The organism is Streptomyces curacoi, assembly GCF_001513975.1.
Classification (GTDB): domain Bacteria; phylum Actinomycetota; class Actinomycetes; order Streptomycetales; family Streptomycetaceae; genus Streptomyces; species Streptomyces curacoi.
Map to the genome: position 1 here is coordinate 267,810 of NZ_KQ947987.1, position 14,028 is coordinate 281,837.

The window sequence follows — 14,028 nt, forward strand, 5'->3', positions numbered from 1 at the left end:
GTTCCTTCGAAGGGTGCTCAGATGTCGCGGAACGTCTCGATCTGCGCTCCGATCGAGTTGAGCCGCTCGGCGAGATCCTCGTAACCCCGGTTGATGACATACACGTTCCGCAGCACGGACGTGCCCTCCGCCGCCATCATCGCCAGCAGGACGACCACGGCGGGCCGCAGGGCGGGCGGGCACATCATCTCGGCGGCGCGCCAGCGGGTCGGTCCCTCGACCAGTACGCGGTGCGGGTCGAGGAGTTGGAGGCGGCCGCCCAGCCGGTTCAGGTCGGTGAGGTAGATCGCGCGGTTGTCGTAGACCCAGTCGTGGATCAGCGTCTTGCCCTGCGCGGAGGCCGCGATGGCCGCGAAGAAGGGGACGTTGTCGATGTTCAGGCCGGGGAACGGCATCGGGTGGATCTTGTCGATCGGCGCCTCCAGCTTGGAGGGCCGGACGGTGAGGTCCACCAGCCGGGTACGGCCGTTGTCCGCGAAGTACTCGGGCGTGCGGTCGTGGTCGAGGCCCATCTCCTCCAGGACCGCCAGCTCGATCTCCAGGAACTCGATCGGCACCCGGCACACCGTCAGCTCCGACTCGGTGACGACGGCGGCGGCCAGCAGGCTCATCGCCTCGACCGGGTCCTCGGAGGGCGAGTAGTCGACGTCGACGTCGATGGTCGGCACGCCGTGCACGGTGAGCGTGGTGGTGCCGATGCCCTCGACCCTGACGCCGAGCGCCTCCAGGAAGAAGCAGAGGTCCTGGACCATGTAGTTGGAGGAGGCGTTGCGGATGACCGTGACGCCGTCGTGCCGCGCGGCGGCCAGCAGCGCGTTCTCGGTCACCGTGTCGCCGCGCTCGGTCAGCACGATCGGGCGGTCGGGGCGTACGGCGGGGTCCACCACGGCGTGGTACTGCCCCTCGGTCGCCGCGACGTCCAGGCCGAACCGGCGCAGCGCGATCATGTGCGGCTCGATGGTCCGTGTGCCGAGGTCGCAGCCGCCGGCGTACGGCAGCTTGAAGCGGTCCATCCGGTGCAGCAGCGGGCCGAGGAACATGATGATGGACCGCGTGCGTACGGCGGCCTCCGCGTCGATCGCGCCCATGTCCAGCTCGGCCGGCGGCACGATCTCCAGGTCGACGCCGTCGTTGATCCACCGGGTGCGTACACCGATGGAGTTCAGCACCTCCAGAAGCCGGTAGACCTCCTCGATGCGGGCGACGCGGCGCAGCACCGTGCGCCCCTTGTTGAGCAGTGAGGCGCACAGCAGGGCCACGCAGGCGTTCTTGCTGGTCTTGACGTCGATGGAACCGGACAGCCGACGTCCGCCGACAACCCTCAGATGCATCGGGCCGGCGTACCCCAGGGACACGATCTCGCTGTCCAGGGCCTCACCGATCCGGGCGATCATCTCAAGGCTGATGTTCTGGTTGCCGCGCTCGATGCGATTGACGGCGCTCTGTGAGGTGCCGAGCGCCTCGGCGAGCTGCGCCTGTGTCCAGCCACGGTGTTGCCGGGCGTCACGGATGAGCTTGCCGATACGTACGAGGTAGTCGTCTGCCATGGGGTTGAGGCTATCTCAGATATGAGATGGCACATCCCAGGGGGTCCATTCGGGTGACAGACCGTCAACGCCGCCTGGCGGTACGGGTACGCCGCCACCCGAAAGGTCCGGGCAAATCCACCGATGTCGTACGACGTCCAGTGCTGCTGTGGGTGTGTCGCGGCCCGTTCCTGCCGCCGGTGGTGAGGGACCAGGAGCGCCGGTTGATGTTCAGCCGTACGCCGGGAAGGATTTGGAAACTCTTGCGGAATGTGAGGGGCATGCGCGCCTCCCTTCATGGACCGGTGGAGCGTATGTGCCGGTTACCCCGACTCGGCGAACTGATGGCCGGACTCGACAGGTTCCTCGAAGGTGACGGTGAGGAGCTGGGAGCGGGACCGGAAATGGCCGGCTCGACGTCAACGCGTCGAGCCGGCCATTTCCGGTGGTCCGTCCCCTCGGGGTGCCGGGCCTTTTGCTCGGCGGTGCCGCTCAGTCCGTGCCGGACTCCATCGCGGCGCGGTCCAGCAGCGCGTCCTGCTCGGAGACCTCACCGCGGGAGGCGATGGCCTCGGCGCCGCCCTCCGGCAGCTCCGGCATGGTGCCGATCAGCCCGGTCGCGGCCGCCTGGGAGGCGCCGATGGTGGGGCTGCCGCTGCCGATCAGGCCGAGGCCGGCGTACTGCTCCAGCTTGGCGCGCGAGTCGGCGATGTCGAGGTTGCGCATGGTGAGCTGGCCGATCCGGTCCACCGGGCCGAACGCGGAGTCCTCGGTGCGCTCCATGGACAGCTTGTCCGGGTGGTAGCTGAACGCCGGGCCGGTGGTGTCGAGGATCGAGTAGTCCTCGCCGCGCCGCAGCCGCAGGGTCACCTCACCGGTGATCGCGGCGCCGACCCAGCGCTGGAGCGACTCGCGGATCATCAGCGCCTGCGGGTCCAGCCAGCGGCCCTCGTACATGAGGCGGCCGAGGCGCCGGCCCTCGTTGTGGTACTGGGCGAGGGTGTCCTCGTTGTGGATCGCGTTCACCAGGCGCTCGTAGGCGGCGTGCAGCAGGGCCATGCCCGGGGCCTCGTAGATGCCGCGGCTCTTGGCCTCGATGATCCGGTTCTCGATCTGGTCCGACATGCCGAGGCCGTGGCGGCCGCCGATGGCGTTGGCCTCCATCACCAGATCGACGGGGGAGGCGAACTCCTTGCCGTTGATCGTGACCGGGCGGCCCTGCTCGAAGCCGATCGTCACGTCCTCGGTGGCGATCTCGACCGACGGGTCCCAGAACCGCACGCCCATGATGGGCTCGACCGTCTCGATGCCGGTGTCCAGGTGCTCCAGGGTCTTGGCCTCGTGGGTGGCGCCCCAGATGTTGGCGTCGGTGGAGTACGCCTTCTCGGTCGAGTCCCGGTAGGGCAGGTCGTGGGCGACCAGCCACTCCGACATCTCCTTGCGGCCGCCGAGCTCGGTCACGAACTTCGCGTCCAGCCAGGGCTTGTAGATCCGCAGGTTCGGGTTGGCGAGCAGGCCGTAGCGGTAGAACCGCTCGATGTCATTGCCCTTGAAGGTCGAGCCGTCGCCCCAGATCTGGACGTTGTCCTCCAGCATCGCCCGCACCAGCAGCGTGCCGGTGACGGCACGGCCGAGCGGCGTGGTGTTGAAGTAGGCACGCCCGCCCGAGCGGATGTGGAACGCGCCGCACGTGAGCGCGGCCAGGCCCTCCTCGACCAGGGCCGCGCGGCAGTCCACCAGGCGCGCGACCTCGGCACCGTAGGTCTTGGCGCGGCCGGGCACCGAGGCGATGTCGGGCTCGTCGTACTGGCCGATGTCGGCGGTGTAGGTGCACGGGACGGCGCCCTTGTCGCGCATCCAGGCGACCGCGACCGAGGTGTCGAGACCGCCCGAGAAGGCGATGCCGACGCGCTCGCCGGTGGGCAGGGAGGTGAGGACCTTGGACATAGGAAGAGTATGCATGATGGCGCATGATCATGCAAAGGGGTGTGCAAGGGCTCGCGCGGGAGCCCGCGGTTCCTGTGGAGGGTCGCGCGACGAGATGACCAAATGGGATGCGAGAGGGAGGCCGGGTGTCCTGTCTCAGTCGATCCCGGGCATAGCGAGTCCCTGAGCAGGGGTGCCTTGGATGGATTGAGACGCTGACGCTCGCTTCGTCTCAACCCATCTGAGGCAGAGCTCCATGTCCGCCGGATCGCCTGGGGCACGGATCAGCAGTTGCTGTCCGACCGCCACAGCCAGCGGAGGGCATCGGGGAGCAAGACGCCTCCGTGGTTGGGGCTGTGCCCGCCGTCGCCCAGGACGAGGCGGAAGTCATAGCCGGCCTCTGCCAGAGCGGCTGCAACGCGCAAGTTGTTGGCGAGCCAGTTCGATTCGGGCTGGTTCCACCGCAGGTCGCGGTGGCCCGCCTGCATGAAGATGCGCAGTGGCTTGCGAGGAGCGCCGGGAATGAGGCCGGGGTAGGGATTGCCGCCTGGCATCTGGGTGAAGCTGGACAGGAATCCGATGACCCGGCGGAACTTGTCCGGGCGAAGCCACGCCGCCGTGAAGGCGCAGTTGCCGCCGCTGCTGCCACCGCAGATCCCCCACTGCTCGGGCTCGTCGGTGATCGAGTAGCGCGCAGTGACCTCGGGGAGGATCTCGTCGAGGAGGAACGTGACGTACCGATCGTCGAACGCGTCGTACTCGTTGTTGCGGTTCTTCGGGTTCTCGGCGTCGGTGAAGGCACCTGGGTCGACGAAGACTCCGATGGTGACGGGGATGTCTCCGCGGTGGACCAGGTTGTCCAGGACCGTTGCGCCGCGGATCTCCCCGTCGGGGTCCAGGTACCACCATCCGTCCTGGAACACCATCAGCGATGCCGGCTCGGAAGGGTCGTACTGTGCCGGCACGTGGATCCAGAACTTCCGAGCGGTTCCCGGGTAGATTGCGCTGTTGTTCCAGTTGAGCGCGATCGTCTCTCCGGCGGGCACGCCCGGTTGTGCGGACGAGTCGGGCCCATGGGCGTAGCGAACGTCCGTCTGGTCAACCGGAAGCGTCTGGAAAGGGATCTCGGTCGTCACGCGGAGCACCTTAGAAGATCGCTCGACCGTTGCAAGCGGTTTGAATGACTCCTCCCTGCATGCCTTACCGAGGTCTGGCATGGCTGCTGCCGCGGCCTCCCTGATCGTCTGTTGGTTCAGTAGCGGGGAAAGGTCAGGGGGCAGGTGCGGAAGTCTTTCGTCGGCTGGTTGGTGGCGCTGCGGGTTGTCTCGTTGTGCAGGATCAGCGAGAGCTTGTCCCATCCGGCGTGGTGAAGCGCGCATTTGTAGTGGGGCAGGCGGTCCCGGACCCACTTGATGAGGGGATCGTCGAGGTCGTCGGTTTCGTAGCCCACGAGGATGCCGCGGGTGCTGACTTCGCGGATGAAGGGGGCCAGGCCTCCGTCCCGCAGAGCGGTTCGTTCCCAGTGGTCGGAGGCGAGCAGGCCGGCGAGCGTGACGGTCTCGGGGTGGAAACCGGCGGCGAGGGCGAGTTCGTCGGCGATGGGTTTGCCGGAGGGTGGGCCAGGGCTGTCAGGCGCCGGACGATGGCTTCCTCGGGGCCGAACTCGTAGCGTTCCTTCCAGGCGAGGAAGATCTTCTTCGTGTCGCGGAAGGCGAGGTTGACCCAGCGCCGCCCGTGGCGCGCGATGAGGTTGCGGTGAAGTCCGGCGTGTGCGTCAACGGCCCCATCCCGCCGTCCCGCCAGGACAGCGCGAACGGCTGGGCAGCCATGCCGACCACCGCAGGATCGAAGTCGAGCCGCATGAGGTGGTCGCGCTCCAGCCAGGACTCATACGGCACGTGCCCGCCGCCCGTCGCCGACCAGTACCAGCCGGTGAAGTTCCGCTGCCCGCGGTACGAAGGAAACGACCGCGACGGAGGGGCGGCCTCGAACATCACCGACCACATCACGGACAGCGGACCCTCACGCCGGACGCCATCCGACCCCACCAGCCGCACCCAGTAGTCCGCTGCATCCATCCCGGCCCTCAGGACCGAGCGCCGACGCGGTACAGCGACCGTAGGCAAGGCCCGGCAGCGGTACCTCAGAAAGACTGAGACACCGCACTATTTGCCCGAGAAAAGACTGAGACGCAGCCACCGATGCCCCAGAAAAACTGAGACTGCCCCAGGTCCACTGACACACCACAGGAGGCCGGGCATGACCATCCCGGCCCCATGTACTAGAGTTATCTCGACATCGAGATATCTGCCGAGGCGCACCGCAGTCGCACGCCGCCACGGGTCTGGCAGTAAGGCATGCCTAACTTAGCCTTACCTTAGCGGATCGGCCAAGCCGGCGTGGCGGCAGGATGCGGTGGTAAGCGCACCAAAATGAAGGAGACTGTCGTGTCGGCGAACAGCTTCGACGCCCGCAGCACGCTGCAGGTGGGCGACGAGTCTTACGAGATCTTCCGGCTGGACAAGGTGGAGGGCTCGGCCCGTCTTCCGTACAGCCTCAAGGTTCTCCTGGAGAACCTCCTCCGTACCGAGGACGGCGCGAACATCACCGCCGACCACATCCGCGCCCTCGGCAACTGGGACTCCCAGGCCCAGCCGTCGCAGGAGATCCAGTTCACGCCGGCCCGCGTGATCATGCAGGACTTCACCGGCGTGCCCTGTGTCGTCGACCTCGCCACCATGCGTGAGGCCGTCAAGGAGCTCGGCGGCGACCCGGCGAAGATCAACCCGCTGGCCCCGGCCGAGCTGGTCATCGACCACTCCGTCATCGCCGACAAGTTCGGCACCAACGACGCCTTCGCCCAGAACGTCGAGCTGGAGTACGGCCGCAACAAGGAGCGCTACCAGTTCCTGCGCTGGGGCCAGACCGCCTTCGACGAGTTCAAGGTCGTCCCGCCCGGCACCGGCATCGTCCACCAGGTGAACATCGAGCACCTGGCCCGCACGGTCATGGTCCGGGGTGGCCAGGCCTACCCCGACACCCTCGTCGGCACCGACTCGCACACCACCATGGTCAACGGCCTCGGTGTCCTCGGCTGGGGCGTCGGCGGCATCGAGGCCGAGGCCGCGATGCTCGGCCAGCCGGTCTCCATGCTCATCCCGCGCGTCGTCGGCTTCAAGCTCACCGGTGAGCTCACCCCGGGCACCACCGCCACCGACCTCGTGCTGACCATCACCGAGATGCTCCGCAAGCACGGTGTCGTCGGCAAGTTCGTCGAGTTCTACGGCGAGGGTGTGGCGGCCACGAGCCTCGCCAACCGCGCCACCATCGGCAACATGTCGCCGGAGTTCGGGTCCACCGCCGCGATCTTCCCGATCGACGACGAGACCATCAAGTACCTCAAGCTGACCGGCCGCTCCGAGCAGCAGCTCGCGCTCGTCGAGGCGTACGCCAAGCAGCAGGGCCTCTGGCTGGACCCGAAGGCCGAGCCCGACTTCTCCGAGAAGCTGGAGCTCGACCTGTCGACGGTCGTGCCCTCCATCGCCGGCCCGAAGCGCCCGCAGGACCGTATCGTCCTCGCCAACGCGGCCGAGCAGTTCAAGCAGGACGTCCGCAACTACGTGGACTCCGTCGACGAGGCGGGCCAGGAGTCCTTCCCTGCCTCCGACGCCCCGGCCGTCGCCCCGAACGGCGCCCCGTCCAACCCGGTCACCGTGACCGCCCCCGACGGCTCGACGTACCAGATCGACCACGGTGCGGTGACGGTCGCGGCCATCACCTCCTGCACCAACACCTCCAACCCGTACGTCATGGTCGCCGCCGCGCTCGTCGCGAAGAAGGCCGTGGAGAAGGGCCTGACCCGCAAGCCGTGGGTCAAGACCACCCTCGCCCCGGGTTCCAAGGTCGTCACCGACTACTTCGACAAGGCGGGCCTGACCCCGTACCTCGACAAGGTCGGCTTCAACCTCGTCGGTTACGGCTGCACCACCTGCATCGGCAACTCCGGCCCGCTGCCGGAGGAGGTCTCCAAGGCCGTCAACGACCACGACCTCGCGGTCACCTCGGTCCTCTCCGGCAACCGGAACTTCGAGGGCCGTATCAACCCCGACGTCAAGATGAACTACCTGGCGTCCCCGCCGCTGGTCGTCGCGTACGCCATCGCGGGCTCCATGAAGGTGGACATCACCAAGGACGCCCTGGGCACCGACCAGGACGGCAACCCGGTCTACCTGAAGGACATCTGGCCCTCCGAGGCCGAGGTCAACGACGTCGTCGCCAACGCCATCGGCGAGGACATGTTCTCCAAGTCCTACAGCGACGTCTTCGCGGGCGACGCCCAGTGGCAGGCGCTGCCGATCCCGACCGGCAACACCTTCGAGTGGGACCCGCAGTCGACGTACGTCCGCAAGCCCCCGTACTTCGAGGGCATGACGATGGAGACCACCCCGGTCTCGGACATCACGGGCGCCCGCGTCCTGGCCAAGCTGGGCGACTCGGTCACCACCGACCACATCTCCCCGGCCGGCGCCATCAAGGCCGACACCCCGGCCGGCAAGTACCTCACCGAGCACGGTGTGGAGCGTCGTGACTTCAACTCCTACGGCTCCCGCCGGGGCAACCACGAGGTCATGATTCGCGGCACGTTCGCCAACATCCGCCTGCGCAACCAGATCGCGCCGGGCACCGAGGGCGGCTACACCCGCGACTTCACGCAGGAGGGCGGCCCGGTCTCCTTCATCTACGACGCCTCCCGCAACTACATCGAGCAGGGCATCCCGCTCGTCGTGCTCGCGGGCAAGGAGTACGGCTCCGGCTCGTCCCGCGACTGGGCGGCCAAGGGCACCGCGCTGCTCGGCGTCAAGGCCGTCATCGCCGAGTCCTACGAGCGCATCCACCGCTCGAACCTCATCGGCATGGGCGTCCTGCCGCTGCAGTTCCCGGAGGGTGCCTCGGCCGAGTCCCTCGGTCTGACCGGCGAGGAGACCTTCTCCATCGCGGGCGTCGAGGAGCTCAACAACGGCACCACGCCGCGCACGGTGAAGGTCACCACCGACACGGGCGTCGAGTTCGACGCGGTCGTCCGCATCGACACCCCCGGTGAGGCCGACTACTACCGCAACGGCGGCATCATGCAGTACGTGCTGCGCTCGCTGATCCGCAAGTAACAAGTAAGCGGTACGGCAGGGCAGCTGAGGGCCGCATCCCGGGTGACCGGGGTGCGGCCCTTCGCCGTGTCCGTCCCAGGCCATCGCCTGCGCTCAGGCTGAACACAGGGTTCCCCAGCGGGCGGGGACACGATCGGGACATGTCCGCCCCCTCCGGTTCCCGCACCGGCCGCGTCCGCGTCCTCATCGTCGACGACGAGCCCGTCCAGCTCACCGCCAAGGAGTTCGCCCGCCCGGGCATCGCGCCCGCACTCCTGCCCGCCGTCTTCGAACACTTCACCCGCGCCGACGCCTCCCGGGCCCGCCGCGGCCCGCACGACGGGGGATCCGGTCTCGGCCTCGCCGTCGTGGCGGCGATCGTGTCCGCGCACGGCGGCCGTATCGGCGTCCAGAGCGAGCCGGGCCGCACGGAGTTCACGGTCGAGCTGCCCCACGCGGGCGCCGAACCACCGCCGCTGGACACCCCGTCGGGCCCCTCCGCTCCGGCACCGGCGCGATCGACCCGGACGTTCGCCCGCAACCGCTGACACAGCCGCGCCCGTTTACGACCACGCCCGTTCACAGCCGCCGCGTCGGTTACAGCCACCCCCGTTTACAGCCACGCCCGTTTACAACCACGCCACTCGGCGCTACTTTCCGAACCAAGTGGTGGTGGGAGCGCTCCCACACCGACGGACCGGAACCCGCCCGTGTGCCGCTCCCACCCCACCCGTCCGCACCGCATCCGCACACACGCATCCGCACGGCCCGTACCTGAAGGAACGGACTGGACTGTCATGATCATGACAACCTCACGCGCCTCGGCGCGCCGATTAACACTTCCCGCTCGCGCCAGAGCCCTCTTCCTCGTCCTGGTCTCCCTGCTCGCGACCATCCCGGCCGTGGCGCTCGTCATGAGCACCGGCGGCGAGGCGGAGGCCCACGGCACCCCCATGAAACCGGGTAGCCGCACCTTCCTGTGCTGGCAGGACGGCCTCACCGACACCGGTGAGATCAAGCCGGTCAACCCGGCCTGCCGGGCCGCCCAACAGGTCAGCGGCACCACACCGTTCTACAACTGGTTCTCGGTGCTCCGCTCCGACGGCGCCGGCCGTACCCGCGGCTTCGTGCCCGACGGCGAACTGTGCAGCGGCGGCAACACCAACTTCACCGGCTTCAACACGCCGAGCAAGGACTGGCCGCTCACCCACCTCACCTCGGGCGCGACGGTCGACTTCTCGTACAACGCCTGGGCCGCGCATCCGGGTTGGTTCCACGTCTACATCACCAAGGACGGCTTCGACCCGACCCAGACCCTCACCTGGGACGACATGGAGGAGCGGCCCTTCCTCTCCGTCGACCACCCGCCGCTCAACGGCTCCCCGGGCACGGTCGAGGCCAACTACTCCTGGACAGGAAAGCTTCCTGACAACAAGTCGGGCCGCCACACCATCTACATGGTCTGGCAGCGCTCCGACAGTCAGGAAACCTTCTACTCCTGCTCCGACGTCGTCTTCGACGGCGGCAACGGCGAGGTGACCGGCATCAAGGAGCCCGGCAACCCCACCGACCCGGTGCCCGGTGAGTGCTCCGCCAGCCGCCGCACGACCGGCAGTTGGAACGGCGGTTACCAGTCCGAGGTGACCGTCACCAACACCGGTGACGTCCCGATGCTCGGCTGGATGGTCGACTGGACGCTTCCCGCCGGCCAGAAGGTCGAGAGCCTCTGGAGCGGCAACGCGACCTACAACGGCCAGGCGGTGATGGTCCACAACGCCAACTGGAACGGCTCGCTGAGTCCGGGTCAGAGCGCGACGTTCGGCTACGTCGTCTCCGGATCCGGCGGCGACACTACGACGACCTTGCCCTGCCGGGTGGGCTGAACCGCCCCTCGGCGCGGGCCCGGTGGGCGTCTGGCCGTCACCCACCGGGCCCCTCGCCGTTCCGCGCCGAAGAGGTGTTTGACAGGAGAACGAACTGATAACAGCAGGCAACCGAAGGACAGTCGGCCGGGTCTAGCCCGCCATGAAGATCTCTTTCCTGCTGCACAACGCCTACGGGATCGGAGGCACGATCTCCACCACGTTCAACCTGGCCCAAGCGCTCGCCGAGCGGCACGAGGTGGAGATCGTCTCCGTGCTGCGGCACCGGGCCCGCCCCAACCTCGCCCTGGACCCGAAAGTCGCCTTACGGCCACTGGTGGACCTGCGCCACGAGAAGGAACATCCCCTGCATCTGAGACCGGCGAGAGTGTTCCCCGCCGCCGAGTACCGCCACCACCAGTACAGCGAGCTGACCGACCAGCGGATCGGCGAGTGCCTGGCGGCGACCGACGCCGACGTCGTCATCGGCACCCGGCCGGGACTCAATGTGCACCTCGCGCTCCAGGCGCCGGAGCATGTCGTCCGCATCGGGCAGGAACATCTCTCCCTCGACAACCATCCACCCCGACTGCGCGCCGCGCTGCGCCGGGCCTACCGCCGGCTGGACGCCCTCACCACCGTCACACAGGCGGACGCCACCGCCTACCGGCGCAGGATGCGGCTGCCGGGCGTCCGGGTGGAAGCACTCCCCAACAGCGTCCCCGATCCGGTGCTGCCCGCGGCGGACGGCACCGCCAAGGTGGTGGTCGCGGCGGGCCGGCTGGGCCCGGTGAAGCGGTACGACCTGCTCATCGAGGCGTTCGCCCTGGTGGCCGCCGAACACCCGGACTGGCGCCTGCGCATCTACGGCAAGGGAGACGAACACGCCCGGCTCCAGGAGATCATCCAGCGTCTCGGCCTGTGCGAGCACGTCTTCCTGATGGGCGCGGCGGCCCCCATGGAGGCGGAGTGGGTCAAGGGCTCCATCGGCGTGGCCGCGTCCGACTTCGAGGCGTTCGGCATGACCATCGTCGAGGCGATGCGCTGCGGCCTGCCGGTCGTGAGCACCGACTGCCCGTACGGACCGGGCGAGATCATCGAGGACGGCGTCGACGGCCGACTGGTGCCGGTCGGCGACCGCGACGCGCTGGGCGCCGCCCTGCTGGACCTCGTCCGCGACGACGAGCGGCGCCGGCGGATGGGCCGTACGGCCATGGAGAACGCGCGACGGTTCGCCCCGGTCCCGGTCGTGGAGCGGGCCGAGCGGCTGATCGACGAGGCGCTGACGCTGCGCAGGGCCGGACGGCGGGTGGCACCTGACCCCGGCCGAATACGCAACCTCCTGGTCAGTCAGGCCTTCGCCGCGCGCGACACCGCACATGCCGCCGCCTCCCAGGCGCTGCACACCGTACGGAGGGGACGGCGATGACGACAGAAACCGGCGCCTCGCGCGACACCCGCCTGCGTGCCGACTGCACGATCGACCCGGACGGCCGCATCGCCTTCGCCCTCCGCCCGCCGGCGGCCGTGGACTTCCGGTCGTCCCGGATGCTGCTGCGGCTGCGCCCCAAGAAGGGACAGCCCGAGAAGGTCGTGCACGTCCTCGACCTGGAACCGGCGGACGACGGAAGCCTGCGTGCCGTCCTGGAGCCGCAGCCCCAACTGGCCGAGGGCCGCTGGGACGTGTACGTCCTTGCCGAGCCACGGGAGTCCGGAGATCCCGGCGATTCCACCGATTCCGGCGATTCCATCGAGTCCATCGAGTCCATCGAGTCCGGAGATCCCGGCGATTCCGGAGACACCGGAGGGCTCGGAGATCCCGGCGCGCGACGGCAGCGCATCCGCCCCGGTCTGCGTGATCTGCGGGTCCTCGTCGACGGGCAGTCCCGTGACCGGCCGTCACCGGTGGCCGTGCGGGTTCCGTACGCCACCAAGGACGGCTACCTCGCGGTGCGGGCCTGGCTGCGCACCGCCCACGCGGAGGTAGAGGGCGTCGAGGTCACGGACCGGTCGATGACGGTCCGGGCCCGGCTGCACGGCGCCACGCTCGCCGACGGAGCCACCGTACGCCTGCGGCTACGGGGTGGGGACGGCGTCGTACGGACCCTGGAGCCCCGGGCCGCGAGCGACGGCCGGGCGTTCTCCTTCACCGTGGACTACGGGGAGTTGGCCGCGGGCCACGGCACCGGAAGCCGAGTCTGGGACCTCTCCGTCCAGCCCCGGCCCGCTGCGGGAGCCCCGCCGGTGCGGATCGGCCGTCTGCTGGACGACGTGGCGGACCGCAAGGAGATCTTCGTCTATCCGCAGGCCGCGGTCGGCGGTGTCACCGTGCGTCCTTACTACACGGTCGACAACGACCTCTCGGTGGAGGTGACGGCCGTAAGACCGTGATGTCCGTCCCGCTCAGTCGGACTCCAACACCCCCTTCAGCCAGTCGAGTTGGCGGCGCACATGCACCGCGTCGCCGCCCTCGTGCCCGTTGAACGGATAGGCGTGGATCTCCTTGCGCGGGTCGGCGCCCGACAGCTCCGCATAGCGGTTGAAGGCGCCGTACGCCCCGCTCGGCGGGCACACCGTGTCACGCAGGCCAACCCCGAAGTGGGCCGGGGCGTGGGCGCGCCGCGCGAAGGAGATCCCCTCCAGGTGGGCGAGCGTGTCGTACGCGGCCCGCTCGGCGCCCCGGTGCACGGAGAGGTACGCGGTGATCTCGCCGTACGGTGACGCGTCGGTGAGGTCGAGCGCGCGCCGGATGCCGCACAGGAACGGGGCGGTGACCAGCAGCGCCGCGAGGTCGGGGACCAGTCCCGCGACGGCCAGGGCGAGCCCGCCGCCCTGGCTGTTGCCGACGGCGGCGACCCGTGAGCCGTCCACGCCCGGCAGTGCGCGCACCGCCGCGACCGCCCGTACCGCGTCCGTGACGAGCCGGCGGTAGTGGTGGTCCCGCGGGGACAGCAGGCCGCGCACCACGGGGCCCGGCCCGCCCGGCGCCGTGGAGTGCGGGTCGGGCGTGGCGCCGCCGTTGCCGTACTGGTCGCCCTGGCCCCTGTTGTCCATCAGCAGATGTGCGTACCCGGCGTTCACCCAGGTCAGCCGCTCGTGGGGGAGCCCGCGGCCACGGCCGTACCCGGCGTACTCGACGACGGCGGGCAGCGGCTCACGTACCCCGGCCGGTCTGCTGAACCAGGCCCGCACCGGGTCGCCACCGAACCCCCGGAAGGTCACGTCCCAGGTGTCGGTCAGCCGCAGGCCGGTCGCCACCGGGTGCGCCGACACCAACACCTCGGGCTGCGCCGCCTCCTTGAGGGTGTCGTGCCAGAACTCGTCGAAGCCGGCGGGCTCCTGGAGATCCGGGCGGTAGCGCTTCAGGTCTTCCCACGGCAGGTCGAACGCGGGCACGGCATCGCCTCCGATAGTTGCGCTGCTACATCAGAATGTTTCGCATTGCTCGGCTCGCTCCAGCAACGGCCGCCTCAACTGGCCTTCCCTGCCAGCACCATTGACAGCCATTACACCCGCCCCTAACCTCGCCGCAAAGTTGCCGGTAAGATCCCGAAACTTTCGGTGCCACCG

The 14,028-nt window shown here is 69.0% G+C and carries 11 protein-coding genes and 1 pseudogene; 5 read left to right on the plus strand and 7 right to left on the minus strand.

The features are described 5' to 3' along the window. Nucleotides 1-17: 17 nt before the first annotated feature. The 6 genes from AQI70_RS14705 to AQI70_RS37425 form a co-directional block, all read right to left on the minus strand. Nucleotides 18-1,547 carry a helix-turn-helix domain-containing protein gene (locus AQI70_RS14705; RefSeq protein WP_003997090.1) on the minus strand — a complete coding sequence of 510 codons (1,530 nt, stop codon included), beginning with the start codon at nt 1,545-1,547 and terminating at the stop codon, nt 18-20. A gap of 64 nt (nt 1,548-1,611) precedes the next feature. Next, a complete protein-coding gene (locus AQI70_RS37420; protein WP_079051302.1) occupies nt 1,612-1,809 on the minus strand; it encodes a DUF4236 domain-containing protein in 198 nt (65 codons plus the stop codon). 209 nt (nt 1,810-2,018) lie between these two features. Then, nucleotides 2,019-3,473: an argininosuccinate synthase gene (gene argG, locus AQI70_RS14710; RefSeq protein WP_062148940.1), complete on the minus strand. Its 1,455-nt coding sequence runs from the start codon at nt 3,471-3,473 to the stop codon at nt 2,019-2,021. A 263-nt stretch (nt 3,474-3,736) separates the two neighbouring features. Further along, on the minus strand, nt 3,737-4,588 hold the full coding sequence (locus AQI70_RS14715; RefSeq protein WP_062148943.1) for an alpha/beta hydrolase: 852 nt from the start codon (nt 4,586-4,588) through the stop codon (nt 3,737-3,739). A gap of 116 nt (nt 4,589-4,704) precedes the next feature. Continuing rightward, nucleotides 4,705-4,902 carry a hypothetical protein gene (locus AQI70_RS14720; protein WP_062148946.1) on the minus strand — a complete coding sequence of 66 codons (198 nt, stop codon included), beginning with the start codon at nt 4,900-4,902 and terminating at the stop codon, nt 4,705-4,707. 178 nt (nt 4,903-5,080) lie between these two features. Continuing rightward, nucleotides 5,081-5,530, minus strand: coding sequence for a TnsA-like heteromeric transposase endonuclease subunit (locus AQI70_RS37425; RefSeq protein WP_079051303.1), 450 nt, complete (start codon nt 5,528-5,530; stop codon nt 5,081-5,083). 369 nt (nt 5,531-5,899) lie between these two features. Between AQI70_RS37425 and acnA the strand changes: the two genes are divergently transcribed. From acnA to AQI70_RS14750, 5 genes and pseudogenes are all read left to right on the plus strand, one after another. Beyond that, complete coding sequence (acnA, locus tag AQI70_RS14730; RefSeq protein ID WP_062148952.1) at nt 5,900-8,617, plus strand: aconitate hydratase AcnA; 2,718 nt, start codon at nt 5,900-5,902, stop codon at nt 8,615-8,617. A gap of 158 nt (nt 8,618-8,775) precedes the next feature. Then, nucleotides 8,776-9,144 (plus strand): annotated as a pseudogene (locus tag AQI70_RS14735) (ATP-binding protein); the annotation flags it as partial. Nucleotides 9,145-9,393: 249 nt separating this feature from the next. After that, on the plus strand, nt 9,394-10,479 hold the full coding sequence (locus AQI70_RS14740; protein WP_062148959.1) for a lytic polysaccharide monooxygenase auxiliary activity family 9 protein: 1,086 nt from the start codon (nt 9,394-9,396) through the stop codon (nt 10,477-10,479). A gap of 142 nt (nt 10,480-10,621) precedes the next feature. After that, a complete protein-coding gene (locus AQI70_RS14745; RefSeq protein WP_062148962.1) occupies nt 10,622-11,887 on the plus strand; it encodes a glycosyltransferase family 4 protein in 1,266 nt (421 codons plus the stop codon). Continuing rightward, nucleotides 11,884-12,849: a hypothetical protein gene (locus AQI70_RS14750; protein WP_062148965.1), complete on the plus strand. Its 966-nt coding sequence runs from the start codon at nt 11,884-11,886 to the stop codon at nt 12,847-12,849. The genes AQI70_RS14745 and AQI70_RS14750 overlap by 4 nt, the downstream gene beginning before the upstream one ends. Nucleotides 12,850-12,861: 12 nt before the next feature. Here the strand turns inward: AQI70_RS14750 and AQI70_RS14755 are convergent, their stop codons facing one another. Beyond that, a complete protein-coding gene (locus AQI70_RS14755) occupies nt 12,862-13,854 on the minus strand; it encodes an acetylxylan esterase (RefSeq protein ID WP_062148968.1) in 993 nt (330 codons plus the stop codon). Nucleotides 13,855-14,028 lie beyond the last annotated feature (174 nt).

Bases quoted from the DNA above. Each gene is read 5' to 3' on its own strand.
- AQI70_RS14705 (WP_003997090.1), bottom strand. From the start codon at position 1,547: ATGGCAGACGACTACCTCGTACGTATCGGCAAGCTCATCCGTGACGCC.
- AQI70_RS37420 (WP_079051302.1), bottom strand. From the start codon at position 1,809: ATGCCCCTCACATTCCGCAAGAGTTTCCAAATCCTTCCCGGCGTACGG.
- argG (WP_062148940.1), bottom strand. From the start codon at position 3,473: ATGTCCAAGGTCCTCACCTCCCTGCCCACCGGCGAGCGCGTCGGCATC.
- AQI70_RS37425 (WP_079051303.1), bottom strand. From the start codon at position 5,530: ATGGATGCAGCGGACTACTGGGTGCGGCTGGTGGGGTCGGATGGCGTC.
- AQI70_RS14740 (WP_062148959.1), top strand. From the start codon at position 9,394: ATGATCATGACAACCTCACGCGCCTCGGCGCGCCGATTAACACTTCCC.
- AQI70_RS14745 (WP_062148962.1), top strand. From the start codon at position 10,622: ATGAAGATCTCTTTCCTGCTGCACAACGCCTACGGGATCGGAGGCACG.
- AQI70_RS14750 (WP_062148965.1), top strand. From the start codon at position 11,884: ATGACGACAGAAACCGGCGCCTCGCGCGACACCCGCCTGCGTGCCGAC.